Annotated in this window: 18 protein-coding genes; 5 read left to right on the top strand and 13 right to left on the bottom strand. The window is 67.0% G+C overall.

Annotated elements, in window-relative coordinates:
• Positions 1–11: 11 nt before the first annotated feature.
• Complete coding sequence (locus DVT68_RS17935) at positions 12–1,367, bottom strand: S41 family peptidase (RefSeq protein ID WP_114826571.1); 1,356 nt, start codon at positions 1,365–1,367, stop codon at positions 12–14.
• A 130-nt stretch (positions 1,368–1,497) separates the two neighbouring features.
• Positions 1,498–2,700, bottom strand: coding sequence for a murein hydrolase activator EnvC family protein (locus DVT68_RS17940; protein ID WP_114826640.1), 1,203 nt, complete (start codon positions 2,698–2,700; stop codon positions 1,498–1,500).
• A 374-nt stretch (positions 2,701–3,074) separates the two neighbouring features.
• Here DVT68_RS17940 and gltB point away from each other — a divergent pair, with 374 nt between their 5' ends.
• Positions 3,075–7,520 (top strand): glutamate synthase large subunit, encoded by a 4,446-nt coding sequence (gltB, locus tag DVT68_RS17945; protein WP_114826572.1) that lies wholly within the window; start codon positions 3,075–3,077, stop codon positions 7,518–7,520.
• Positions 7,517–8,956, top strand: coding sequence for an FAD-dependent oxidoreductase (locus tag DVT68_RS17950; RefSeq protein ID WP_114826573.1), 1,440 nt, complete (start codon positions 7,517–7,519; stop codon positions 8,954–8,956). Before gltB ends, DVT68_RS17950 begins: the two co-directional genes overlap by 4 nt.
• A gap of 67 nt (positions 8,957–9,023) precedes the next feature.
• On the opposite strand, the gene DVT68_RS17955 is transcribed toward DVT68_RS17950, so the two are convergent.
• Positions 9,024–9,782 (bottom strand): class I SAM-dependent methyltransferase, encoded by a 759-nt coding sequence (locus DVT68_RS17955; RefSeq protein ID WP_199536135.1) that lies wholly within the window; start codon positions 9,780–9,782, stop codon positions 9,024–9,026.
• A 77-nt stretch (positions 9,783–9,859) separates the two neighbouring features.
• Between DVT68_RS17955 and DVT68_RS17960 the strand changes: the two genes are divergently transcribed.
• The 3 genes from DVT68_RS17960 to DVT68_RS17970 all read left to right on the top strand — a co-directional run bounded on the left by DVT68_RS17960 (position 9,860) and on the right by DVT68_RS17970 (position 12,424).
• Complete coding sequence (locus tag DVT68_RS17960) at positions 9,860–10,687, top strand: helix-turn-helix transcriptional regulator (protein WP_114826575.1); 828 nt, start codon at positions 9,860–9,862, stop codon at positions 10,685–10,687.
• Between the two features lie 6 nt (positions 10,688–10,693).
• Positions 10,694–11,563 (top strand): methylglyoxal synthase, encoded by an 870-nt coding sequence (locus DVT68_RS17965; RefSeq protein WP_114826576.1) that lies wholly within the window; start codon positions 10,694–10,696, stop codon positions 11,561–11,563.
• Between the two features lie 96 nt (positions 11,564–11,659).
• A complete protein-coding gene (locus tag DVT68_RS17970; protein ID WP_114826577.1) occupies positions 11,660–12,424 on the top strand; it encodes an NRDE family protein in 765 nt (254 codons plus the stop codon).
• Between the two features lie 19 nt (positions 12,425–12,443).
• On the opposite strand, the gene DVT68_RS17975 is transcribed toward DVT68_RS17970, so the two are convergent.
• From DVT68_RS17975 to DVT68_RS18020, 10 genes are all read right to left on the bottom strand, one after another.
• Entirely contained in the window at positions 12,444–12,857 is a 414-nt protein-coding gene (locus tag DVT68_RS17975) for a YchJ family protein (RefSeq protein ID WP_199536136.1), read from the bottom strand.
• An 86-nt stretch (positions 12,858–12,943) separates the two neighbouring features.
• Positions 12,944–13,537 (bottom strand): DUF938 domain-containing protein, encoded by a 594-nt coding sequence (locus DVT68_RS17980; protein ID WP_114826578.1) that lies wholly within the window; start codon positions 13,535–13,537, stop codon positions 12,944–12,946.
• Entirely contained in the window at positions 13,538–13,747 is a 210-nt protein-coding gene (locus tag DVT68_RS17985) for a hypothetical protein (protein ID WP_114826579.1), read from the bottom strand.
• A 57-nt stretch (positions 13,748–13,804) separates the two neighbouring features.
• Positions 13,805–15,598 (bottom strand): ABC transporter ATP-binding protein, encoded by a 1,794-nt coding sequence (locus DVT68_RS17990; protein ID WP_114826580.1) that lies wholly within the window; start codon positions 15,596–15,598, stop codon positions 13,805–13,807.
• Positions 15,599–15,819: 221 nt separating this feature from the next.
• The gene (locus DVT68_RS17995) at positions 15,820–16,398 is read right to left on the bottom strand and encodes an NnrU family protein (RefSeq protein WP_114826581.1); all 579 of its coding nucleotides are present in this window, start codon (positions 16,396–16,398) and stop codon (positions 15,820–15,822) included.
• A gap of 225 nt (positions 16,399–16,623) precedes the next feature.
• The gene (locus DVT68_RS18000) at positions 16,624–17,178 is read right to left on the bottom strand and encodes a HutD/Ves family protein (protein ID WP_114826582.1); all 555 of its coding nucleotides are present in this window, start codon (positions 17,176–17,178) and stop codon (positions 16,624–16,626) included.
• On the bottom strand, positions 17,175–19,277 hold the full coding sequence (gene dinG / locus DVT68_RS18005; RefSeq protein ID WP_114826642.1) for an ATP-dependent DNA helicase DinG: 2,103 nt from the start codon (positions 19,275–19,277) through the stop codon (positions 17,175–17,177). Before dinG ends, DVT68_RS18000 begins: the two co-directional genes overlap by 4 nt.
• A 147-nt stretch (positions 19,278–19,424) precedes the next feature.
• On the bottom strand, positions 19,425–22,373 hold the full coding sequence (locus DVT68_RS18010; protein ID WP_114826583.1) for a TonB-dependent receptor domain-containing protein: 2,949 nt from the start codon (positions 22,371–22,373) through the stop codon (positions 19,425–19,427).
• Between the two features lie 246 nt (positions 22,374–22,619).
• The gene (locus DVT68_RS18015) at positions 22,620–24,254 is read right to left on the bottom strand and encodes an NAD(P)/FAD-dependent oxidoreductase (protein ID WP_114826584.1); all 1,635 of its coding nucleotides are present in this window, start codon (positions 24,252–24,254) and stop codon (positions 22,620–22,622) included.
• Between the two features lie 137 nt (positions 24,255–24,391).
• Positions 24,392–25,045 carry a DsbA family oxidoreductase gene (locus DVT68_RS18020; protein WP_114826585.1) on the bottom strand — a complete coding sequence of 218 codons (654 nt, stop codon included), beginning with the start codon at positions 25,043–25,045 and terminating at the stop codon, positions 24,392–24,394.
• Between the last annotated feature and the right edge of the window lie 115 nt (positions 25,046–25,160).

Consider the following 25,160-nt stretch of genomic DNA (forward strand, 5'->3'; position numbering starts at 1 on the left):
AAGAGCGAGCCTCAATGCTTGCTGGTCGCCGACGGCGGCGCAACGCGATTGAGGGCCAGGCCCTTGAGCACGTTCAAGGCTTCCGACAGGGCGTAGTCCTGCGTGGCCAGCTTGGCGTTCTCGGCGCTGCCGTCGTTGTCGAGGTCCTTGACGCCCTTGCCGTCTTCGTTGGCGAGGTGGTTGGGCAGGTCGGCTTCGGAGCCGACCAGGGTGGGCGTGCTGTCGGACTTGTTCACCGCGAGGTCGGCCAGGGCGATGTCGGGCTTGATGCCCTCGGCCTGGATCGAGGTGCCGCTCGGGGTGTAGTAGCGCGCGGTGGTGATCTTGACGGCGTGATCGGCATCGAGCGGCAGCACGGTTTGCACCACGCCCTTGCCGAAGGTGCGGCGGCCGACGATCAGCGCGCGACGGTTGTCCTTGAGCGCGCCGGAAACAATCTCGGCGGCGGAGGCGGTGCCGTTGTCCACCAGCACCACCATGGGAGCCCCATTGAGCAGGTCGCCCGGGTGGGCTTCGAAGCTCAGGTTGGAATCCTGCAGGCGGCCGCGGGTGGTGACGATGGTGCCCGAATCGAGGAAATCGTCGCTGACGCCGACGGCCGCCGTGAGCAGGCCGCCCGGGTTGGAGCGCAGGTCGAGAACCGCGCCCTTGAGCGGGCCCTTCTTGCGGATCAGCTCACCGAGCTTCTTTTCCAGGTCCGCGGTGGTGTCGTCCTGGAATTGGCTGATGCGGATGTAGGCGTAGCCGGGCTCGATCTCGCGCACCTTGACGCTGGTGACGGAGATGCGCTCGCGCACCAGCGGCATGTCGATCGGCTTGTCGCTCTTCTCGTGCAGGATGGTGAGGGTGATCTTGCTGCCGGGGTCGCCGCGCAGTTCCTTGAACATCTCGTCGATGTTCTCGGAATCCACCGGCTTGCCGTTGATCTTGACGATGGTGTCGCCCGGCTTGATGCCGGCGCGCGAGGCAGGGGTGTCGTCAATCGGCGCAATGATGCGCAGGGTGCCGTCGACCTGCAGCACCTCGATGCCGAGGCCGCCGTACTGGCCGGTGGTGTCTTCGCTGAGTTCGGCCAGGCCGTCCTTGTCCAGATACTCGCTATGCGGGTCCAGGCCGCTGAGCATGCCGCTGATGGCGGCCTTCATCAGGGTCTTGTTGTCGACCGGCTCCACGTAGGCCTGGCGCACGATCTCGTAGACGCGGCTGAAGTTGCGGATGTCGTCCAGGTCCAGGGTGTCGGGTACCGCCGCGGCTGCGGCGCCAGCCGCCGGATGCTTCGAGCCGGTGGCTTGGGCGGGGGCCGTCTGGGCCTGCGCCAACGGCGCGGCCAGCAGCAGGACCGCCAGGCTCAAGGTGGAAAACCGCATGGATGGGGGACTCCGGGGGTACTGTGAGGACGCCGCCGACGGTCGGCAGCATGGCTGCTTGGACCGCCGGATAGCGCCGAAATTCAATCTCGCGGCGCGCAGATTAGCCTGCGACGCCGCGTAGCCGGCGTCAACGTGGCTTGCCCAGCCAACTGCGCGGGTCGACCGGCTTGTTGTTCTGGCGCAGTTCGAAATAGACACCGGTATTGACCCCGGTGGGGGCGCTGGCGGTGCCCACCACCTCGCCGGCGGCAACCTGGTCGCCGACGCCGCGCAGCAGGGACTCGTTGTTGCCGTACATGCTCAGCCAGCCGTTGCCGTGGCTGACGATGACCAGCATGCCGTAACCACGCAGGAAGGCGGCGTAGACCACCCGGCCGGCGGCCACCGCATGCACTTCGCTGCCACCGGCCGCCTTGATCAGCACGCCGTTGCCGTAGGTGTTGACCACGCCGTTGGCCGGCCACGGCAGGTTGCCGCGGATATTGACCAGGCCCTTGCCCGCGGGCGGCGCGGCGCTGCCCGCGGCGTTGGCCTTGGCGGCGCGCTCGGCCTCCCGCGCGGCCTCGTCGATAGCCTTCTGCAGCTTGTCCACCAACTGGTTGAGCGAGGCCTCGTTCTGCTTGAGGGCGGCCAGCCGGGATGCCTGATCCTTGTACTGGGCGTCGGTGTCGGCCACCAGCCTGGCCTGGCTGGCGCGCTGTTGCTCCAGCGCCTTGGCCTGGGTCTCGCGCTCGGCGCGACTGGCTTGCAGGGCCTGCTGCTGGGCGGTGATCTGCGCTTCCAGGTCCTGCAGCCGCGCCAGGTCGCCCATCAGCTGCTGCACCCGGGCCACGCGGTCTTCCTGGAAATACTTGGAATAGGCCAGCGCCTCGGCGATGCGGGCCACGTCGTCGTCACCCATCAACAGGCGAAGATCCGAGCCGCGCCCCAGCGCATAGGTGGCGCGCAGGAGGTCGGCGATGGCGGCGCGCTGCCCTTCGAGGCTCTTTTGCAGCTCGGCCCGCTGGGCCTGCAGCTGGGTGAGGTCCTTCTGCTTGGCGGCGAGCTCGGTGTCCGTGTCCCGGACCGCCTTGGCCGCTGAGGCCACGGCATTGGCCTGCTTGGCCAGCTCGGCGGTGGCGCTGTCGCGCTTGGCGGCGGTCTCGGCCTGTTCCTTGGCCAACTCCTCCATCTTGCTGCGCACGTCGGTCAGCTTCTTTTGCGCCTCGGCTTGTTCGGAGCGCGTCTTGCTGTCCTGGGCGGCCCAGGCCGGCAAGGCGATGAGGGAGAGGGCGAGGGCGCCAGTCAAGGCGCGGGCGAGGGGGCGGGCACAACTGACTGGTATGGGCATCGGCGGATTATCACAGAGCACGATGACGGCGCGCGAGACGGTGCAGCGGGCCAGTTGACCCTGGTCACAGGTCCTGCGCTCCGCCACCACGCGCTGCACTGGTATGGCGTAACGGCGTCATCAGTGTCTTCCGCACTGAGGCTTCGACGCAGCAGTGGGGAGATCGTCCGCACAGACAACTCGTTGTGAATCACGGCGATGCCTCGCGCGGCGAACAAGAATGATTCCACCTGAAACTTTCATTTAGCCGTAAAGATGTCTTTGACGCGACGCACCAATTGTGTTTTATTCGAAGCCACACACTCGGATGCGTGACAGCAGTGCCTGCGGCCCTGCTGGGACGACGCGTCCCCATCGATTAGCCGGGAGTCGAGATGGCGCAGGCAGTACCAGCGACGCTTTACGACGCTGCGTTTGAGCACGACAGCTGTGGCTTTGGCCTGGTCGCGAACATCGACGGGCATGCCAGTGCATGGGTGGTCAATACAGGCTTCGACGCGTTGGCCAAACTTTCCCACCGCGGTGGCGTCAATGCCGACGGCGTGAGCGGCGATGGCTGCGGCGTGCTGTTCCATCGTCCGCTGGGCTGGTTGAAAGCGCTTGCCGATGAGTCAGGTATCGCATTGGGCGAGCAGTTTGCCGCCGGCGTGGTGTTTCTCGATCCCGCAGGCGGCGATGCCGCCGCAGCTACGCTCGAAGCGTTCGTGCGTGAGGAAGGCCTGCGTGTGGCCGGTTGGCGCGAGGTTGCCGTCAATGCCGAAGCCTGCGGTCCGCTCGCGGCGGCGGCCATGCCACACGTGCGCCAGGTCTTCGTCGAACCGGCCGAGAGCATGGATGACGCGCGCTTCGAGCGCGCCCTGTTCCGTGCACGCCGCCGCGCCGAGACGGCGCTGGCGAACGACCAACACTTCTATGTGGTGACGCTGTCGGCCCAGGTGGTTGGCTACAAGGCGATGGCCGCGCCGGGCCGCCTGCGCGAAGTCTTCGCCGACCTGGCGCATCCGGCGCTCGCCGCCGACGCGATCGTGTTCCACCAGCGCTATTCCACCAACACCACGCCGCAGTGGCGCCTGGCGCAGCCGTTCCGCCTGCTCGCCCACAACGGCGAGATCAACACGATCCGCGCGAACCGTCGCTGGATGCAGTCGCGCGAGTCCATCCTGTCGTCGCCGCTGGTGGACTTCTCCGACATTGGTCCGCTGGTCAGCCAGACCGGCTCGGATTCCGAAAGCCTGGACAACGCGCTGGAAGTGCTGCTGGCCGGTGGCCTGGATCTGATCACCGCCATGCGCGTGCTGGTGCCGCCGGCATTCGCCGCGCGTGAAGGCATCGACGAGGATCTTGCCGCGTTCTACGAGTACTACGCGCTGCACAGCGAGCCGTGGGACGGCCCCGCCGGCCTGGTGATGTGCGATGGCCATTACGCCGCGTGCACGCTGGATCGCAACGGCCTGCGTCCGGCGCGCTGGGCGCTGTCGGCGGACAACCATCTGATCGTCGCTTCCGAAGCCGGCCTGTGGGACGTGCCGTCCTCGAAGGTGGTGGCCAAGGGCCGCCTCGCGCCGGGCGAGATGATCGCGGTGGACCTGAAGGAACACCGCCTGCTGCGCGACGCCGACATCGACGACATCAACCGCAAGCGCGCGCCGTTCCGCGACTGGTTGCGCGATGGCGTGAGCTACCTGGAGTCGGACCTGATCGACCCCTCGCTGGCGGCCGAGCCGCTGCCGCAGGAGCAACTGCGCCGCTATCAGAAGCTCTACGGCCTGTCGCGCGAAGAGCGCGAGACCGTGCTCAAGGCGATGGTGGAACTGGAGCAGGAAGCCACCGGTTCGATGGGTGACGACACCCCGATCGCGGCGATGTCGCGCCAGGTGCGCCCGCTGTTCGATCGCTTCCGCCAGGGTTTTGCCCAGGTCACCAATCCGCCGATCGACCCGCTTCGCGAGAAGCTGGTGATGTCGCTGGTCACGCAGATCGGACCGGAAAGCAATGTGTTCGACCTGGCGCCGGAAAACGCCAAGCAGATCCTGATCAATTCGCCGGTCCTGTCGCAGCGCAAGCTACGCCAGTTGCTGGCCCTGCCGCAGTTCGTGGGCACGCCGCGCTTCGACCTGATGTACGAGCCGGAGCAAGGACTCGAGGCAGCGATCCGCCAGCTTTGCGACGACGTGGAGCAGGCCGTGCGCGGCGGTTGCCAGCTGGTTTTCCTCAGCGACCGCTATCCGGAGCAGGGCTTGCTGCCGATCCACTCGCTGCTGGCGGTGGGCGCGGTGCATGCGCACCTGATCGACAAGGCGCTGCGTTGCCAGTGCAATATCGTGGTCGAGACCGCCACGCCGCGCGACCCGCATCAGTTCGCCTGTCTGCTCGGCTTTGGCGCCACCGCGATCTACCCGTGGCTGGCCTACCAGAGCCTGTTCGAGCTGGGCCGCGAAGGCCATATCGCCAACGACCGCTTCGAGGTGGGCCGCAGTTATCGCCGCGGCATCCGCAAGGGCCTGATGAAGATCCTGTCGAAGATGGGCATCTCCACCGTGGCCGGCTATCGCGGCGCGCAGCTGTTCGAGATCGTGGGCCTGTCGTCAGACGTGGTGGAGCTGTGCTTCCCCGGCACGCCGTCGCGCATCGGTGGCGCCACGTTCGCCGATCTGGAACAGGACCAGCAGCTGCTGGCGGCGGAAGCGTGGAGCGACGCGCTGCCGTTGCGTGCGGGCGGCCTGTACAAGTTCGTGTACGGCGGCGAGTACCACATGTACAACCCGGACGTGATCGCCAGCCTGCAGAAGTCGGTGCGCACGGGCAACGTCGACGACTATCGCGAATACGCGAACTTCGTCGACCATCGTCCGCCGTCGGCCCTGCGCGACCTGCTGTCGCCGCGGCCGCTGGGCGAATCGATTCCGCTGGACGAGGTCGAGTCCGTCGAGACCATCCTGCGTCGCTTCGACTCGGCCGGCATGTCGCTTGGCGCGCTGTCGCCCGAGGCGCATGAGTCGCTCGCCATCGCCATGAACCGGCTGGGTGCACGCAGCAACTCCGGCGAGGGCGGTGAGGATCCGGCGCGCTACGGCACCGAGAAGACCTCCAAGATCAAGCAGGTCGCCTCCGGCCGCTTTGGCGTCACGCCGCAGTACCTGGTGAACGCCGAGGTGCTGCAGATCAAGATTGCGCAGGGCGCCAAGCCCGGCGAAGGCGGCCAGCTGCCGGGCCACAAGGTGGACGCCACCATCGCCCGCCTGCGCTACGCCAAGCCGGGCATCGGCCTGATCTCGCCGCCGCCGCACCACGACATCTACTCCATCGAGGATCTGGCCGAGCTGATCCACGACCTCAAGGAGGTCAATCCCGATGCGCTGATCTCGGTGAAGCTGGTCAGCCATGCGGGTGTCGGCACGGTCGCCGCAGGCGTGGTCAAGGCGGGCGCCGACCTGATCACCATCAGTGGCCACGATGGCGGCACCGGCGCGAGCCCGCTGTCCTCGATCAAGTACGCCGGCACGCCATGGGAACTGGGCCTGGCCGAGGCGCAGCAGACGCTGCGTCGCAACGACCTGCGCGGACGCGTGCGCCTGCAGACCGACGGCGGCCTCAAGACCGGCCTCGACGTGATCAAGGCCGCGCTGCTTGGCGCCGAGAGCTTCGGCTTCGGCACCGGCCCGATGGTGGCGCTGGGCTGCAAGTATCTGCGCATCTGCCATCTCAACAACTGCGCCACTGGCGTGGCCACCCAGCATGCGGTGCTGCGCAAGGAGCACTTCATCGGGCTGCCGGAAATGGTGATGCACTATTTCCGTTTCATCGCCGAGGATGTGCGTGAGCATCTGGCGCGCCTGGGCGCGCGCAGCCTGGATGAACTGATTGGTCGCGCCGATCTGCTGGAGCAGGTCGATGGCACCACGCCGGTGCAGCACAAGCTGGATCTGCGGCCCCTGCTCGGCACCTCGGCGCTGGCCGCCAATGTCGACTTCGCCTGCACGCTGCCGCGCAATCCGATGCGTGACGAGGCCGCGCTGGCCACGCGCATCGACGAGGCCACGCGCGAAGTGGTGGCGCAGCGCACGGGCGGCGAATTCGAGTTCGACATCGCCAACACCGATCGCGCGATCGGCGCCCGCCTGTCCGGCGCGGTCGCTCGCCTGTGGGGCGACCACGGCATGGACCAGCATCCGGTGACGCTCAAGCTGCGCGGCGCGGCCGGGCAGAGCCTGGGCGCGTGGAACGCGGGCGGCGTGCACATCGACCTGGTGGGCGAAGCCAACGATGGCGTCGGCAAGGGCATGGCCGGTGGTCGCATCGTGGTGCGTCCGCCAGCGGACTCGCCGTTCGCCACGCAGGATGCCTCGATCATCGGCAACACCTGCCTGTACGGCGCCACCGACGGTGAGCTGTTTGCGGCGGGTCGCGCGGGCGAACGCTTCGCGGTGCGCAACTCCGGCGCGCTGGCGGTGGTGGAAGGCGCAGGCGACCACTGCTGCGAATACATGACCGGCGGCGTGGTCGCCGTGCTGGGCAAGGTCGGCCTCAACTTCGGCGCGGGCATGACCGGCGGCTTCGCCTATGTGCTCGACATCGAGCGCACCTTCGTGGACTGCTACAACCACGAGCTGGTCGACATCGTGCGCATTTCGCCCGAAGGCATGGAGCATTACATGCAGCACCTGCGCGGCCTGGTGGAGCGCCACGTGAAGCTCACCGGCAGCGACTGGGGCCGGCGCATCCTGGCCGACTTCCGCGGCCTGCAATACAAATTCTGGCTGGTGAAGCCGAAGGCGGCGAGCCTGGCCGCCCTGGCGGAAGAGTTGAGGAGCGCGGCATGAGCAAGAAGGATTTCCAGTTCCTCAACCTGCCGCGCCAGACGCCGCGCATCGTGCCCGTGTCGATCCGCGTGCTGGGCTATGGCGAGATTGCCGGCGACTTCAGCAACAGCCAGGCCGGCGCGCAGGCGGAGCGCTGTCTCGATTGCGGCAACCCGTATTGTGAGCACGCCTGTCCGGTGCACAACTACATCCCGAACTGGCTGAAGCTGGTGGAGGAAGGCCGCCTGATCGAGGCGGCCACGCTGATGCACGAAACCAATCCGCTGCCGGAAATCTGCGGTCGCGTCTGCCCGCAGGACCGCCTGTGCGAAGGCGCCTGCACGCTCGAACAGACCAAGTTCGGCTCCGTGACCATTGGCAGCATCGAGCGTTGGGCCACCGACGAAGCCTTCCGCATGGGTTGGCGTCCAGATTTGTCGGCGGTTCGCGAGACCGGTCGGCGGGTAGCCATCATCGGCGCCGGTCCGGCAGGCCTGGCCTGCGCCGACCGTCTGCGCCGCGCCGGCATCGCCGCGGACGTGTACGACCGCCAGAGCGAGATCGGCGGCCTGCTCACCTTCGGCATCCCGCCGTTCAAGCTGGACAAGGGCATCGTGCGCACGCGCCGCGAGGTGCTCGAAGGCATGGGCGTGCGTTTCCTGCTCAACCGTGAGGTGGGCCGCGACATCGAATTCGGCCAACTGCTGGATGAGTACGACGCCGTGTTCGTCGGCACCGGCGCGTACACCTATGTGGATGCGCAGCTGCCGGGCCGCGACCTGCACGGCGTGCACGACGCGCTGCCGTTCCTGATCGCCAACACCGATCGCCTGTTGCGCGACGAGGCGCCGCCGCCGGCGTTCGACTTCCGCGGCAAGCACGTGGTGGTGCTGGGCGGCGGCGACACCGGCATGGACTGCAACCGCACGGCGATCCGCCTCGGCGCGGCCAGCGTCACCTGCGTGTACCGCCGCGACGAGGCCAACATGCCCGGCTCGGCGCGCGAGGTGAACTATGCCCGCGAGGAAGGCGTCAACTTCCTGTTCCAGCGGCAGCCGCTGGAAATCCTCGGCGGCGCGCGCGGCAACGTGCGCGGGGTGCGCGTGGTGGAAACCGCGCTGGTTGCCGACGGCTCCGGCCGGCAGCGCCCGCAGAACGTGGCTGGCACCGAGTACGTGATCGATGCCGACGTCGTGATCCAGGCCTTCGGCTTCCTGCCCAGCCCGCCGGATTGGCTGCGCTCGCATGGCGTGGCGCTGGACCGGACCGGGCGCGTCATCACCGGCGCCAGCGGTTCGCTGCCGCATCAGACCAGCCACGCGCAGATCTTCGCCGGTGGCGACAATGTGCGCGGCGCCGACCTGGTGGTGCGTGCGGTGTACGACGGACGTGAAGCCGCCGCGTCGATCGTGCAGATGCTGGCGACCGCCGACGCACCCGCACTGGCGCATGCCTGATGCGGAAAGGTCGAAGGGCGAACTGAGGGATCCCACGCGGGATCCCTCCTTCGCCGCCGACTTCGGCTCAGTGTGCGATGAGGGTGACGGTCCCCAGCGTGAAGCTGCCGTCCTCGGCCATGGCGAAATGCTCCTTCACTTCGGCGGGCGCGGCGATCTGGAGCGCACGTATCGCCGCCACCTGCGCTTCGGGTGTGTGCGTCCGCGCCACCCAATCCGCAAAGCGCATCGGCAGAAGTCTTGGCGCGAGGCTATCGATGGAGAAGCCGGCGGCAGCCAACGCGGCCACCCATTCGCTTACGCGGTAATTGCGTACATGCGAGATGTCGCGCAGGAGCTCCAGCGTTTGCAGCCAACTGTCCAGCAGAGCCTGCTCCGGAGCCACCACGTCGATGAAGATCGCCAGGCCACCGGGCTTGAGCACGCGGCGCGCCTCGCGCAGGCCGGCGTCGCGGTCGCGCCAGTGATGCGTGGTGTAGCGGGCCACCACTACGTCGAAGGTCGCGTCGTCGAACGGCAGGCATTCGGCGGGAGCCTGCGCCGTCACCACATTGTGCAGCCCTCGTTCGACGGCGGCGCCACGCACGATGTCCAGCATGCTGGCCGTTACATCACAGGCCACGACCTCGCGCACCAGCGGCGCAGCGCGGTAGCTGACGTGCCCGCCGCCACAGCCCAGATCCAGCACGCGCGCATCGCGCCGCGCAACCAATTCCGCCTCGATCTGATCGAGATCGGCGCCCTGGCGATGCACTTCGCTGCTCAGGTAATCCTGCGCGCGTGGCTGGTAATGCTCGGCCGCGAAGGCCTGGGAATGGCTGGACATGTCGGGATCTCCCATGGGTTGGCGCGGCGATTGTCCGGGGCGCGCTGGCGTCGAGTAAGTTGGGTGCTTATCCCGGTATGAGCGCTACCACCCTCGAGTCCATCGACGACGCAAGGCGGCTGCTGGCGCAGTTCCTGCGCAGCCGTCGTGAAGCGGTGTCTGCGGATGCAGCGCGAGGCGAGGGCCTGGGGCGGCGGCGCACTCCTGGCTTGCGCCGCGAGGAAGTGGCGCAACGCGCAGGCATCAGCACCACCTGGTACACCTGGATGGAGCAGGGACGCGAGGTGGCGCTTTCAGCCGCCGCGCTTGCCCGGTTGGCCGAAGCGCTGGCGCTGACCGCGGCCGAGCGCGCCTACCTGTTCGAACTGGCGCGCCGGCGCGATCCTGCGCCACCGGCAGCGATCGCGATGCCTGAGCTGGCGCCGGAGCTTTTGAGTGCGGTCGCGGCGATGCCAATGCCGGCCTATCTGCTCGATCGCTGGTGGTGTCGGCGCGCATGGAATGGCCTGGCCGCGACGTTGTTCGAAGCGTGGCGCGACGAAGATGACACCTGCCTGCTGCGCTTCGTTTTCCTGCACCCGGCAGCGCGTTCGTTGATCAGTGATTGGGACGAGCGGGCGCAGCGTCTGGTCGCGGAATTCCGCGCCGATACCGCGCTCTATCCCGAGGACGTCGTTCTGCGGGACAAAGTGGCGTGCCTGCGGCGTGAGAGCCCCGAGTTTGCGCGACACTGGGAGGCTCAAGCCGTGCTGGCGCGGGAGGGCGGTCGCCGCCGGTTTTCCCACCCCAGTCTGGGGTCGCTCACCTATACGCAGGTGACGCTGTTGCCGGCCGGCCATGCAGACTGCAAGCTCGTACTGCTGTTGCCCGAGGGCGGCGGCGACCATCTGTTTACCAAGGAGTAATACCTCATGCGTCTTGGCCTCGCCGCCAACCAGTTGCATCACGCGCACGCCGACGCCGCGCTGTTCCGCTGGCTGCGCGCCAGCGAAGCGGGCATTCGCGAACTCGGGCTGGGCCTGCACGCGGTGGGCCGCACCTATGATGCGATCCTTCGCTCGGGACATCTGGAAGGCTACGCGCCGCTGCGTCGCTATCCCTACGGCCGCGAGGGCGGCCTGATGAAGCTGGTGGCCGAAGTGGTTGGTCTGGGCGACGAACGCACGCTGGATGGCGCGATCTACCTGATCGATCCGGTCGATCCTTCGTCGATCTTCCCCGAGGCGGTGGCGCTGAAGCGCCAGTGCGTGATCCACGGCAAGCCCTTTATCTCCACGGTCGCCACGGCCCGCGACTGGATCGAGCTGGAGCGCATCCACGCAGGGCTACGCCCCGATCCGGGCGCCAACGAATTCCACGCGCTGGAGACGCAGACTGTCGCGCTCATCGCCCATGACGCCATGAAGCCGCAGATGCTGGCCTACGCCGCCGAGCACTTCGACGTGCTGTCGCGCTTCGCCCATCGCGTGGGCACCGGCACCACCGGACAACGCCTCAACGAGCTGGCGTGGAGTCGCGGCTGGCCGAAGGACCAGCCCTGGGTAGAGCGCTTCCAGAGCGGCCCGATGGGCGGCGACGCGCAGATCGCCGACCTGGTGCTGGAGCGGCGTTGCCAACGCGCGATCTTCTTCGAGGATCCGCACGTGGCTCGCCAGCACGAGGCCGACATCCAGCTGCTGGAGCGGGCCGTCACCACCCGCACCGACGAGGCCGTGTGCATGACCTCACCCAAGGTGGCCGCACGCTGGGCTGATGCAGTGCGCCGGCGCGCGCAGGCCTGATCGGGGCGAACCACGCGGGCAGGTGCATACTGTGCGCCGTTGCCCGCGACCCGAAGTGCCTGATCCGATGTGCGGCCTGACTGCAGGGGGTGCCTCATGTGTGTGATTGCCTTCGCCTGGAACACCCATCCGCGCTGGCGGCTGGTGCTGATCGGCAACCGCGATGAGTTCCATGCACGCCCCAGCCTGCCGTTGATGCGCTGGGAGCAACCAACCATGGTGGCGGGCAAGGATCTCGAAGCGGGGGGCACCTGGCTCGGCGTCACCGATGACGGACGCTGCAGTGTGGTCACCAACGTGCGTGATCCGCGCGATCCGCAGCATGGTCGCTCGCGCGGCCTGCTGGCGCTGGACTACCTCGCCGGCGCCGCGGACGCCAATGCACATGCGCAGGCGTTACTGGCTACCGCCGCCGACTATCGCCCGTTCAACCTGCTCACCTTCGACGCACGCAACGCCTATTACCTGGGCAACCGACCGGAACCACGCGCGCAGGCGGTGACGCCGGGCGTGCATGGCCTGTCCAACGCGGACTTCAACACGCCCTGGCCCAAGACGCGCGCCTTGATGCAGGCGCTGGAAGCCTGGCTCGACGCCGGCCGCGACGACGAGTTCGCCCCGTTGTTCGCCGCGCTGGCCGATCCACGTGGCTATCCCGACGAGGAGTTGCCCGATACCGGCGTGGGGCTCGAGCGCGAGCGCCTGCTCTCGTCGGCCTTCATCCGTGGTGAGCACTACGGCACCCGCGCCAGCACGGTGGTGGCGATCAACCACGATGGGCGCGGCGTGGTGGTGGAGCGGCGCTTTGGTCCGTTCGGTCGCGAAGACGGCGAGACGGCTATTCCGTTCGCTTCGAGCTAGGCGCGCCGCTAGCGGAGCGTCATTCGCCGGGAAATTCGCCGTCCACGTAGAACCAGCGCCCGTTCTCGCGCACGAAGCGACTGATCTCATGCATGCGCTGGGCCTTGCCGCCGCCGTAGCGCAGGCGCGCCACGAACTCCACCGTGGCATGGTCGTCGGCGCTTTCGTGGCGTTTGACCGTGAGGCCCAGCCAGGTGGGCGCAGGCTGCTGGGCGCCGAGCTTGAGATGGGCCGGACGCGTGCTGCCATGCCAGGTGGCAAGCAGGTAGTCCTCCCGCTTGAGCACATAGGCGCTGTAACGCGAACGCATCAGTTGCTCAGCCGTCTCCGCGACGCCGCCCTCATGCAGAGGTCCGCAGCAACGGGCGTAGCCCGTCTCATTGCCGCAAGGGCAGGGCGTGAGCGTATCGATGGCTTGCACGTAGGGTCGCATGGTCCGTTTTGGGCGCAGCCTGGGGCGCCCCATGCCGCGCATCCTGACGCCAATGTCGTCAAAAAGCCAATCGGACGGGTGGCCGATCAGCGGGTGCGCCGCCAGACCCGGGAACGGTTGTTGGCCGGCATGGCGATGTCGTCGACCAGGTCGAAACCGGCCACTTCCGCCAGCGCATCGACCGCTTCGGCATCGCGGATGCGCATATGCGCGCCGCGCGCCTGCAGCCACTGGTCGAACGCGGCGTTGCTGTCGCTGGTGTAACGGCCGCCGTAGTTGAACGGGCCGTAGATGACCAGCACGGCATCTGCCGTGGTGACGCCGGCCAGATGCTCGAACAGTTGCTCCACCTCGGGCCACGCCATGATGTGCAGCGTGTTGGCGCTGAACACCGCGTCATAGTCTTCCGCGGGCCAAGTGCCCGCAACGTCGAGTTCGATCGGCGGCGGTGTATTGGGCAACCGTGCCTCGTCGAGCCACTGCCGGATGCCCGCCAGGTTCTCCGCCTGATCCGAGCACTGCCAGCTCAGTTGCGGCAAGGCCGCGGCGAAATGCACGGCGTGCTGCCCGGTCCCGCTGCCGATCTCCAGCACGCGCCGCCGGTCGGCGTAGCGCGCGCGCAATACCTCGAGGATGGGATCGCGATTGCGCTCGCAGGAGGGGGCGTTGGGCTTGTCCACTTAAACCGGGCGCTGGACCGGACGCCCGCGCAGCACGCGGGCGGGCAGCATCAGCATCGCGCCAAGCAAGGCGAACACCGCGCTCACCGTGACGCCGACCAGGCGAAACGGCAATACCAGCAGCCACACGATGGGATAGAGCACCAACGCCAGCAGCGCGAGCGGCCAGCAGAACACCAGCAGCAACAACCACAGCAGGAAGGCGACCATGGCCCGATCCTCATGCCGATAACGGCGCCACTCTAGCTCAACTGGATCGCGCCGCGCCTATGACGTATGGCCCAGGAACTGCTTGCGGCACAGCTCGGCGTACAGCCCGCCGCGCGACAACAACTCGGCGTGCGTGCCGCGATCCACGATGCGGCCCTGGTCCATCACCAGGATCAGGTCCGCGCGGACGATGGTGCTGAGGCGGTGCGCGATGACCAGGCTGCTCCGGCCCGCCAGCAGTGTTTCCAGCGCCTCGTTGATCAGCGATTCCGACTGCGAGTCGAGCGAGGAGGTGGCCTCGTCCAGTATCACGAGCTTCGGATCGCGCAGCGCGATACGCGCCAGCGCCAGGCGCTGCCGTTCGCCCCCGGAGAGCTTGTAGCCCTTCTCGCCGATCACCGTCATCAGGCCCTGCGGCATCGCCGCGATCACCTCGTGGACCTGGGCCAGCCGGCAGGCCCTTTCAAGCTCCGCATCGGTGGCGTCCGGCTTGGCGTACAGCAGGCTGTCCTTGACGGTGGCGTTGAAGAAGATCGCCTCCTGGGTGACGCTGGCGGTAAGCCGGGCCAGCGTGGCGAAGTCGATCGAGCGCAGGTCGACGCCATCGAGCGTCACCGAGCCGGCGCTGGGGTCGTACAAGCGCGTGGCGAGATAGGTCGTGCTGGTCTTGCCGGCGCCGCTGGGACCCACCAGCGCCACCATCTTGCCGGGCGGCAGCTCGAAGGAGATGTCGTCGAGCACTTTCCGCCCGCCCGCGTCATACGCGAGCGAGACATGTTCGAAGCGCAGCTCGCCGCGTGGATGGGTGATGGCGACTGCTGGCTGTGCATCGGGCAGTTCGATCGGCAGGTCGAGATATTCGAAGATGCGCCGGAACAGCGCCGTGGCGCTGATCAGTTCCACCTGCGCGTTGACCAGCGCAGAGGCGGGCGCGTAGAGCCGTCCCAGATAGGTGACGAAGGCCACGATGGTGCCGGTGCTGATCGCGCCGGCGATGGCTTGCCAGCCGCCCACCAGGTAGATCAGCGCGGGGCCGATGCTGGCGAACGAGGTGATGAACATCAGGAACCATCGCCCGAGCATGTTCTGCTGGATCACCGAGTCACGGATATCGCCCGCCTTTTGCTCGAAGCGTTGCTGCTCTACCTCACGCGTGCCGAACAGGCGCATGAGCAGGAAGCCACCGATCGACAGACGTTCCTGCACATAGGAATTGAATTCGGCGATCTGTTCCTGCGTGCGCCCGGCAATGCGGCCACGCGCCTGGCCGACCTTGCGCGTGGGCAGGATGAAGATCGGAAGGATGCCCAGCGCAACCAGGGCCAGGCGCCAATCCAGCTTCAGGATCACCAAGGCGATCGCAAGCACGGTCAGCGAGTTGCTGACGAGGTTCACCAGCGTATTGCTGACCACGCCCTGGATGCTGCTGCTGTCGTTCTGCAGCCGCGACAGCGCCTCGGCGGAGCGCGTGTGGGTGTAGAAGCGCAGGGACTGCTGCTGCAGCCGCGCATACATCTGGCTGCGGATATCGAAAATCACCGACTGGCCCAGCCGCGTGGCGATCTGGCTTTGCCACACCCCGAGCAGGTTGCCGGCCAGCGATGCGCCGACCATCCCCCCGACCAGCGCAAACAGCAGCGGCAGGCTGTGTTGCGGAATCGCCTGGTCGAACACGTCGCGCATCATCAGCCCCGGCACCACGGCCAGCGCTGCGGACATCACGATGCAGAACACGAGCTGCAGGCTGTGCCGCCACTTGGGCAAGACGTGGCGCGCGATGCGCCGCCAGTCGTCCAGCTTCATGGTGACGTCGGCCGGACGGCTCTGATAGTTGAAATGGAACGCGCTCATACCGGTGGTTCGCTCCGCAGGCGAAAGACATTCGACCGCCACGCTGGGGCAGGCCTAGGTGACGGCAGGCACCTTAGCAGGCGCAGGGCGCCGCTCTGCATCGCCGCCGGACAGCCATTCACCGGTGGTCGGAGCAGACTTTTGTATAATGACGGCCAGCCGCAAACCCGTGCTGCCAATTTCAGGCGTTGCGACGATCACGCGACATGGCGCAGGGCATTTCAGCCCATCGGCTTCACGCCGATCAGCCACCCATGCAGCCAGAAGGCGAACGCCGCCCAGGCGATCACGGCCACGATCACCACGATGACATCGCCCCTGATCGAGCCGGCTGGGTAGGTGACGCCGGCGAGACGGTCACGTCGCCGCGCGCTGACAAAGTCGATGCCCGCCCACAGCAGGAAGGCGCCGAACAACACCACGTCATGCAGCATGCCGGTGGCTAGCAGATGGCCGAACGCCCAGGTCTTCACGCCAGCCAGCATCGGATGGCCAAGGCGGGACTTGAAGTGGTTGCCCGGGACGTAAGCCGCGACCACCAGGATGAAGGCGATCAGGGTGAACAGGCCGTTGACGTGGCGCAGCCACAGTGGCGGCGTATAGAGCAGCACCGGATGCTGCCGGGCAAGGCCGAAACCCCAGATGATCAGCACGAAGCCGATGATCGAGGTTACGGAGTACAGGCCTTTCCAGCCCTTCTCACCCAGTCGCGTCAGCTGGCGGCTTCGCCAGTCGTTGGCGAAGATGCGCACCGAGTGCACGCCGAGGAACAACACCAGACCAAGGATCAGCACAGCCATGGGCTCACCTGAGGGTTGGTGGAACGGGAGTGATGATAAGCGGAGGGCGGCCTGATTTTGTGAAGCGCGTGCCGAAGCGGGAAGCTCTCGCTCGTCATCCCAGCGAAAGCTGGGATCCAGCGACTCACGCACGCCTCAAGCCCAAGGCACTGGATCCCAGCTTTCGCTGGGATGCCGAGCGAAAATACGGCTACTGATCGCAACGAATCACGGAGACCGTTGACATCAACCAGCCGCCGCCAACGCCAGCAGCACCACGCTTCCTTCGGCCATCTCGAACGGACTGCAATCTGGCAGCCAGGCGTCGCCGGCCTCCAGGTCGCCATCGATGGTAGTGACAGTTCCCCGCGCCACGTACACCAGCACGCACTCTGGATCGGGCACGTGGCTGCCGCTTTCGCGCAGGACGCGCACGCTGCCGCTTCCCCACGCGCGCCGCACCATCAGGTTGAAGTCGCGCGTGGCGCCACCGGCCATGGCGACCTCGACCTGCGCCTCGCCCGGAAACGCGAACGGCGCGTACGGCGTGGTCAATGCATGCGTGCTTGAGCCGTCCAGCGTCATGTGGAAGCCCTCGCCATCGAGCAGCACGATCTGCCGGTCGATGCCGGGAAACGTGGAGAACGGCGAGGCGCTGTTCACCTCGGCCACGCTGATCCGCCACGAGAAGTCCTCGCTGCCCGCGCGGGCAGGGAAGCGCGCGATCTCGCGCGTAACGCCCATGCCGTTCTTCCACGGCTGCGGCGATACATCGGCGGCGCGAATGACGTGGAAACTCATGCGACCTTCTCGATGACGCGGGTAAATGGCGGCAGCGCCTTGAGCATGCGCTCGCCATAGCGCTTGAGCACGACGCGGCGATCCAGCAACACGATGCGGCCGCGATCGGTCTCGGTGCGGATCAGGCGGCCGCAATACTGCGTGAGCAGGCGGGTCGCCTCCGGCACGGTGACTTCGATGAAGGGATTGCGCCCGCGCGATTCAAGCCACTCGGCGTAAGTGGCGCCGACCGGATCGGTGGGCACGGCAAACGGCAACTGGGTAATCACCACCGTCTCGCACAACTTGCCGGGAAGATCCAGGCCTTCACCGAAGGAGGCCAGACCGAACAGCGTGCTTCCCTTGCCCGCTTCCACGTCGGCAATGTGTTCGGCCACCAGCTGCGCCTTGCCGAGCGAGCCCTGCGCGCGCACCTTGCGCACGTATTCGATCGGCAGCTTCTGCAGCACGCGGTCCAGCTTGGCGCGCGAGGTGAACAGCACCAGGTTGCCTGCTCCCCAGTCGAGATGCTCGGAAAGCCAGTCGCAGATTTCCTGTACGTGTTCTTCTCGCGCGTCGGGCAGGGCGCGCATCGCCGGCACTTCGAGCCGCGCCTGCGCCGCCAGGTCGAACGGCGAGGGCAGGCTCAGCGTCACCGCCTCGTCGGGAAGGCCCACCGCATCGGCGAAGCCGCGAAAGTTGCCGCCCGCGCTGAGCGTCGCCGAAGTCATCACCACCGCGCTGGCGTTGCCCCACAGCACGCTGCGCAGCAGTCCGCCGGCGGACACGGCGGAGGCGCGGCAGACCAGCTGCTGGTCGGGGCTGAGGGTGACCCAGCGCGCCAGCGGCGGCGTGTTGTCGCCATCCGTCGCCGACCATGCGCGCCACGTGCGCACCTGGCGGTCGATGCGTTCGAGCGCCATGCCGAGCTCGCGCGAAAGCGCCTCGTGTGTGGGCCCGCTCTCGGTCATCTCCAGCACGGCGCGGCGCACCGCGCCGACCCAGCGCTCGATCTCGCCGGTGAACACGTAGAGCGCGCGTGCGTGCTCCACCCAGGCTTCCGGCAGCTGGCCCAGCGAGCCGCGGTACATCGGCTCATCGTCGTCGGGCGAGGGCAGCCAGCTGAGGCGAATCTCCTTCTCCAGCTCCTCCAGCGCGTCGCTGAGCTCCTGCAACTTCTGGTCGCCCGCATCCAGGCTGAGCTTGCCGATCACTTCCTTGTCGGTGAGCGAATAGGCCGCGTGAATCTGGCGACCCAGGCGGCTGAGTTGGCGCACGGCGGCGGTCATGTAGACCTCGGCGGCGCCGCGGTCGATCGCCTTCGACGGCACGTGGTGGCCTTCGTCGAAGATGTAGAGCGTTTCATCCGGCTTGGGCAGGATCACGCCGCCGAAACCGTCTTCCTCGCGCGGCATGGTGAGGTCGGCCAGCACCAGGTCCTGGTTGGCCACGATGATCTCGGCGTCGCCCACCGCGCGGCGTGCAGCGAAGAACGGGCATTGCATGAAATGCACGCACTTGCGACCGGTGCATCCACCGGCGCTGGTGGTGACCATCGGGCGAAGCACATCGCTGATCGGCTCAGGGGCGGCATCGATGTCGCCGTCCCACTCGCCGCGGTCGAACAGGCCGGCAAGCTTGGACAGCGCTTTTTTGTCGCGCTCCTGTGGCGGCTTGCTCCACAACGCCAGGTCGGCGTCGAAGCCCAGACCCAGCTGCGCCGTCTCGTTCAGGCTGTTGCTGGCCATCGCCAGATTGCGCGGACACAAGTAGCGGGCGCGGCCCTTGGCCAGAGCCACCTTGGCCTCGCTGCCGTTGAGTCTGAGATAGAGCGGGATGTCGCGCTGAACCAGCTGTTCCTGAAGCGCGACCGTCGCGGTGGCGATCAGCAGCTTCTTCTTCTGCGCGCGCGCCACTTCCACGCCGGCGATGAGGTAGGCCATGGACTTGCCGGTGCCGGTGGGCGCTTCGATCACTGCGGCGCCGCCCTCCTGCGCCAGCGCCTTGGCCACCTCGGCAATCATCTTTCCCTGCGACGCACGCGCCCGGAAGCCCGGCAGGCCGTCCTTCAGGCGCGTATAGGCGGCGCGGATCGCGTCTTTGGTGGTGTCGGTGAGCATGGGGCGGCTGAAGCGCGTCGGATGCCCATTCTCGCACGGCAGGGCCGGGCCACGAAAAAAGGCCGGCATGGCCGGACCTTGCGTGCGAAAAGAAGGGGCCAGCCGAAGCCGGCCCCTTCACCCCAAGCCCCAGGGCTGCCACCCAGGTCAGAAGTTGTAGTTGAAGCCCGCGTAGTAGGCGCGGCCGATGGCGTCGTACAGGCCCGAGCCGAAACCGGTGCCGAACAAGTTCACCGGCGGATCGCGGTCGAACACGTTCGTGATGCCGCCATACACCTGCCAGCCGCTGTTGGCGATGGCATAGCTGACCCTGGCGTCGTTGAAGAAGCCTGTGCCCGCCTTGACTGGCATGGTCTGGGTCGGGTTGGACTGGTAGCTCTCGTTGCTGACGCGCAGCATCGAGGAGAAGTAGCGCATGTTCCAGTTGAACGCCCAGTTGTTCCACGCGTAGGTGGTGAACAGCGAGGCCTTCCATTTCGGATAACCCAGCGTGCCGTTGTCCTGAATGGTGGAATCCGGATCGTCCTGGAACGGATGCTCGGTGAACGCGATCACCTTGGTCGCGTTGAGGTTGAGCCTCAGGTTGCCGTTGCCCACCTGCGTGCTGTAGTACGCGCCGATATCCACGCCCGAGGTGCTGAGCGCCGAAATGTTCTGGTACACCGAGCGGATCGAGACCAGCTCATGCGTGACCGGATCGCGTGCCGCGTTAGGGCAGTACAGGTTGCCGATGCCGTTGGGCGCGTCCACGCAACGGTTGGCGATGTCGGTGCCGCTGGGAGCGGTGATCGCGTTGGTGAGCCGGATGTTCCAGTAATCCAGCGTCAGCCCGAAGCCGTCGAGGAAGCGCGGCGTGATCACCATGCCGGCGGTCCACGTGCGGCCGTTCTCCGGGCTAAGGTCCGGGTTGCTACCAGAGACGCCCTGGATGGTGGATGTGCGTGTGGACTGCCATCCGGCGGGGATGCCGAGCGCCGCGCAATTGGCTGCGCGAACCGAGGGATCCTTGCCGTTCTTCAGCTGGTTGATCGAGCAGGGATCGGTCACGCTGAAGAAGTTCTGCGTCTGGCCGCCGAACAGTTCACCGATGTTCGGCGCGCGTACGGCGCTGGACATCGTGCCGCGCAGGCGCAGGTCGTCGACCACTGACCAGTCCAGACCCCAGCGCCATGCCTTGGTGTGGCTGATGCTGTTGTAGTCGGAGAAACGCGCTGCGGCGTCGAAGGTCAGGTTCTGCACGAACGGCCGGCCGGAAAACAGTGGCATCGCGGTTTCGATGTAGCCTTCCTTGACGTTGTATTCGCCGCTCGAGTTTGGGATGGCGTTGAGGAAGGTCAGGCCCTGCTGGTCCAGCGGATCGGTGGTCTGGCGGCTGGTCTCACGACGGTATTCGACGCCGGCGGCGAGGCTGGCGGCGCCCGCCTCGAACGGCATCTCGAACAGGTTGTTGTTGGTCACCGAACCGCCACCAACGAACTGGGTCAGGCGCGAGCTAGTGGTGGTCGTGGTGTTGAACCACTGCGCCGCCGCCGGATTGATCACGCCGGCGCCGAAGATGCTGGTGGGCACGCAGCCGCTGCCCAGGGCGATAGGGTCGAGTACGCCGCCGCGGGTGTTCTGCGCGACGTTGATGTGGTTCGGGTTGACGTAGTTCGGATCGATGGTGGAGCGGCAGACAATGTTGCCGGTCTTCGGGTCGCGCACCGCGTCGATGGAGGCGAAGAAGCGGTCGTGAATGCGGTTGTTGAGGTTGTGGCGGGTCTCATCCGTCACGCCATAGTCAAGCGAGGCGTCGTACTGCCAGTCGCTGGCGATCACACCATTGGCGCCGAATACCGCTCGGCCCGTATCGCGCTTGGTGTCCTCGCCGCGGACGCCGGCGTCGCCGTCGATGCGGGAGACGCGGATCGACTGCAGCTTGTTGGCGTCCATCAGCGCGGCGAGGTCCGGCGTGATGTAGGCGTTGTCGCGGGTGATGACGTAGCCACGGCCACCGGCGCGGGTGCTGTCGAAGGCCGGCGAGGAGTAGGTCTTGACGTCGACGTGGCTGTAAGTGCCCTCGAAGTACAGTTTGTGCTCGGGCGTCACGTCATAGCTGGCGATGGTGCTCAGCGTCGTGCGGCCGTACCTGGGCTGCAGCTGGACGTACTGGTTGTTGTCGGACCGGTCGCAGTCCTGGCAGTAGCCGGCGTTGTCGTAGATGCCGTTGAACTGTTGCTTGCGGATGCTGCCATCTTGATTGAACACGTAGCGCCTGCCGATGTCCGTGGCGGAGCCGAGCGAGAACGTGCCGGCGTCGACGCGCGTATAGCCGCCGGCATTGTTGAACAGCGCAGTGTCGGTCGGGCCGTTCGGCGTCTTGATCGTCGCGTAGGCCTTGTGGCCGAAGCGATCGCGGAACATCACGTCGTCCTGTTCGCTATGCTCGACCGATCCCGCGATGTTGCCGCGGTTGTTGTCGAAATTCATGCCGCCGGTAAGCGAGAACAGGCCCTTGTTGAAGCTGCCGTGCTCGGACGTGCCGAGCTGCGCGTGAAGGTTGGCGCCCTGGTAGTTCTTCTTGAGGATGAAGTTGACCACGCCGGTCACCGCGTCGGCGCCGTACACCGCCGATGCGCCGCCAGTGATGATCTCCACACGCTCGATCCAGTCGGCGGGGATCAGGTTCACGTCGACCGCCGTGTCGCCAGCGCTGGAGCCGACGAAGCGGCGACCGTTGACCAGCACGAGAGTTCGGCTCGAGCCCAGGTTGCGCAGGTCTTGCCTGGCGACGCCGGCGGTGCCGATGTACCGGCCCGAGTTGCCCATGGTGTAGGTGGTCGACAGCTGCGGCATGGTCGTCATCAGGTCGCCGATGTTGACCGCGCCGGTCGACTTGATCTCGGCGGCCGAGATCACGCTGATGGGGGTGGGCGAGATCACGTTCGGGTTCGAGATACGGGTGCCGGTGACGGTGATGGCCTCCAGTTTGGTGGCGTTGGTGGCGTCGGCCGGCTGGGCGTTGGTTGGCGCAGCATCTTGCGACATGGCTGGTGCGGCAAGCGCCGCCAGGCAGGCCATGGCCAGCAGTTTGCGGGTGGTTTCGGGCTTCTTCATGCGTCCGTCTCCCTACGGGGCATAGAGTTATCGGGAGCCGACGTCTGGCAACGTCACTCTTGGGGATCAGCGTCGGCGAGGGGCTTGCCGCTCGATTGACGGCAAGAAATTACGATTCGATCACGATACGCGGACGCAGAGTTGACGAGCCAGCCCTAAATTGGCGATTTGGCGACAAGCCCCGTCCGGGAAACCCACGTCCACGCGTGGGCAATCCCGGAAGCTGGTCGGTGAGCGGCCTGGGCGTCAGTGACCGGCGTTGATGGCGAGGGCCAAGGCCTCGGCCACGCGAATGCCGTCGACGGCGGCGGAGAGGATGCCGCCGGCATAGCCGGCGCCTTCGCCGGCAGGATAGAGGCCGCGGGTATTGAGGCTCTGATAGTCCTCGCCGCGGCGGATGCGCACGGGCGAGGAGGTGCGCGTCTCGACGCCGGTCAGCACCGCGTCGTGCATGGCGAAGCCCTTGATCTGGCGATCGAAGGCCGGCAGCGCCTCGCGGATCGCTTCGATGGCGTAATCGGGCAACGCCGGCGCCAGGTCGGTGAGATGCACGCCCGGCTTGTACGAGGGCTGCACTTCGCCGAATTCGCTGGAGGGTTTGCCGCGCAGGAAGTCGCCGACGAGTTGGCCTGGCGCGCTGTAATTGCGGCCACCCAGTTCATAGGCTCGCGATTCCAAGGCACGTTGCAGCGCGATGCCGGCAAGCGGGCTGCCGCTGTCGTCATAGGCGGCGAAGTCCTTCGGATCGATGCCCACTACGATCGCGGCGTTCGCATTGCGCTCGTTGCGCGAGTACTGGCTCATGCCGTTGGTGACCACGCGCTCCGGCTCGGAGGTGGCTGCGACCACGGTGCCGCCCGGGCACATGCAGAAGCTGTAGACAGCGCGCCCGTTCTTGCAATGGTGCACCAGCTTGTAGTCGGCGGCGCCAAGGATGGGATGGCCCGCCTGCGGGCCGAAGCGCGCCTTGTCGACGATGGACTGCGGATGCTCGACGCGGAAGCCGATGGAGAACGGCTTGGCCTCCATGTACACGCCACGCTCGTGCAGCTTGAAGAAGGTGTCGCGTGCGCTGTGGCCCACCGCCAGCACCACGTGCTCGCTGAGCAGCTGCTGGCCATCAGCCAGCACCACGCCGCGCATCCGACGCGCGCCATCGGCGTCGGTGTCGACCAGGAAATCCTCCACGCGCTGCTTGAAGCGGATCTCGCCGCCCAGCGACTCGATGGTCGCGCGCATGTTCTCCACCATGGTCACCAGGCGGAAGGTGCCGATGTGCGGCTTGCTGACGTAGAGGATTTCCTCCGGCGCGCCTGCCTGCACGAATTCGCTGAGCACCTTGCGGCCGTGATGGTGCGGATCGGAAATCTGGCTGTGCAGCTTGCCGTCGGAGAAGGTGCCGGCGCCGCCTTCGCCGAACTGCACGTTGGATTCGGGTTCCAGCTGACGCTTGCGCCACAGGCCCCAGGTGTCCACGGTGCGCTCGCGCACCGCCTTGCCGCGCTCGAGGATGATCGGCTTGTAGCCCATCTGCGCGAGCAGCAGGCCGGCGAACAGGCCGCACGGGCCCAGCCCGATCACGATGGGGCGCTGCCCGAGATCCTCCGGCGCCTTGGCAACGAAACGGTAGCTGGTGTCGGGCGAAGGCTGCACGTGCTTGTCGCCGGCATGGCGCTTGAGCACGCCGGCCTCGTCGGCCAGTTCCACGTCCAGCGTGTAGATCAGCTGGATGTCGCCGCGCTTGCGCGCGTCATAGCCGCGGCGGAACAGGTGGACGGCGCGCAGCGCGTCCTTGCCCAGCCCGAGCCGGGCCCGCACGGCGGCTTCAATGGCGCCTTCGGGGTGGTCCAGCGGGAGCTTGAGGTCGGTGAGTCGGAGCATGCGCAAAGGCTTCGGACGTTGATAGCCCCGCATTTTCGCATGTCCGGGCGCCGGGGCGTGGAGCGGTCAGCGCGCACAGGGCGGCCTCCTAGAACGGATGCCCCTTTCCTTCTTGTGGACAGCAGCCTCGCCGAGGATCACGCCTCGGCGGCGATCTTGCGCAGCGTCTCCTCGAACACCTCGGCCGGCTGACCGCCCTGGATCAGGTAACGGTCGTTGACGATCACGGAGGGGACCGCGCGGATGCCCTGGGACTGATAGAACTGCTCCTGCGCGCGCACGTCCTGGGCGTAGCGGCCCTCGTCGAGCACCTGGCGGGCCACCGCCGCATCCAGACCGATGGAGCCGGCTACTTCCACCAGCACGTCGCGCGAGCTGACGTCGCGGCCGTCGGTGAAATAGGCTGCCAGCAGGGCCTGCTTGAGCTCGGGCTGGCGACCTTCCAGCGCTGCCCAGTGCAGCAGGCGGTGTGCATCGAAGGTGTTCACGATGCGGCCGCGCTTGTCCATGTTGAAGGTGAAGCCCACGTCGGCGCCGCGCTGGCGGATGGCTTCCTGGTTCTGGCGCATCTGCTCGGCAGTGCTGCCGTACTTGCGGGCCAGGTGCTCGCCGATGTCCTCGCCTTCCGGCGCCATCTGCGGGTTCAGCTCGAATGGCTGGAAGTGCAGGTTCACCGATACATCGTCACCCAGCCGCTGCAGGGCCTCTTCCAGAGATTTCAGGCCGATGGCGCACCACGGGCACACCACGTCGGAGACAAAGTCGATCTTGAGCGAACTGGGAGCAGGCATGGGGCGTTTCCGGGCTTGGGCGGGACCCACCCTTAGTGGGTTTGCCGTCCGGCGCAATCAAGTGGTTGCGAAACGCGTTGATCAGGCGAGCGTCATCCCGGCGGAAGCCGGGATC

Source organism: Dyella solisilvae, assembly GCF_003351225.1.
Classification (GTDB): Bacteria; Pseudomonadota; Gammaproteobacteria; order Xanthomonadales; family Rhodanobacteraceae; genus Dyella; species Dyella solisilvae.

Excerpts from the sequence above, each read along its gene's own strand:
- DVT68_RS17990 (WP_114826580.1), bottom strand. The coding sequence starts at position 15,598 with ATGAGCGCGTTCCATTTCAACTATCAGAGCCGTCCGGCCGACGTCACC.
- gltB (WP_114826572.1), top strand. The coding sequence starts at position 3,075 with ATGGCGCAGGCAGTACCAGCGACGCTTTACGACGCTGCGTTTGAGCAC.
- DVT68_RS17975 (WP_199536136.1), bottom strand. The coding sequence starts at position 12,857 with ATGCGACCCTACGTGCAAGCCATCGATACGCTCACGCCCTGCCCTTGC.
- DVT68_RS17950 (WP_114826573.1), top strand. The coding sequence starts at position 7,517 with ATGAGCAAGAAGGATTTCCAGTTCCTCAACCTGCCGCGCCAGACGCCG.
- DVT68_RS17940 (WP_114826640.1), bottom strand. The coding sequence starts at position 2,700 with ATGCCCATACCAGTCAGTTGTGCCCGCCCCCTCGCCCGCGCCTTGACT.
- DVT68_RS17935 (WP_114826571.1), bottom strand. The coding sequence starts at position 1,367 with ATGCGGTTTTCCACCTTGAGCCTGGCGGTCCTGCTGCTGGCCGCGCCG.
- DVT68_RS17955 (WP_199536135.1), bottom strand. The coding sequence starts at position 9,782 with ATGTCCAGCCATTCCCAGGCCTTCGCGGCCGAGCATTACCAGCCACGC.
- DVT68_RS18020 (WP_114826585.1), bottom strand. The coding sequence starts at position 25,045 with ATGCCTGCTCCCAGTTCGCTCAAGATCGACTTTGTCTCCGACGTGGTG.
- DVT68_RS18015 (WP_114826584.1), bottom strand. The coding sequence starts at position 24,254 with ATGCTCCGACTCACCGACCTCAAGCTCCCGCTGGACCACCCCGAAGGC.
- DVT68_RS17985 (WP_114826579.1), bottom strand. The coding sequence starts at position 13,747 with ATGGTCGCCTTCCTGCTGTGGTTGTTGCTGCTGGTGTTCTGCTGGCCG.
- DVT68_RS18000 (WP_114826582.1), bottom strand. The coding sequence starts at position 17,178 with ATGAGTTTCCACGTCATTCGCGCCGCCGATGTATCGCCGCAGCCGTGG.
- DVT68_RS17960 (WP_114826575.1), top strand. The coding sequence starts at position 9,860 with ATGAGCGCTACCACCCTCGAGTCCATCGACGACGCAAGGCGGCTGCTG.
- DVT68_RS17965 (WP_114826576.1), top strand. The coding sequence starts at position 10,694 with ATGCGTCTTGGCCTCGCCGCCAACCAGTTGCATCACGCGCACGCCGAC.
- dinG (WP_114826642.1), bottom strand. The coding sequence starts at position 19,277 with ATGCTCACCGACACCACCAAAGACGCGATCCGCGCCGCCTATACGCGC.
- DVT68_RS18010 (WP_114826583.1), bottom strand. The coding sequence starts at position 22,373 with ATGAAGAAGCCCGAAACCACCCGCAAACTGCTGGCCATGGCCTGCCTG.
- DVT68_RS17970 (WP_114826577.1), top strand. The coding sequence starts at position 11,660 with ATGTGTGTGATTGCCTTCGCCTGGAACACCCATCCGCGCTGGCGGCTG.
- DVT68_RS17995 (WP_114826581.1), bottom strand. The coding sequence starts at position 16,398 with ATGGCTGTGCTGATCCTTGGTCTGGTGTTGTTCCTCGGCGTGCACTCG.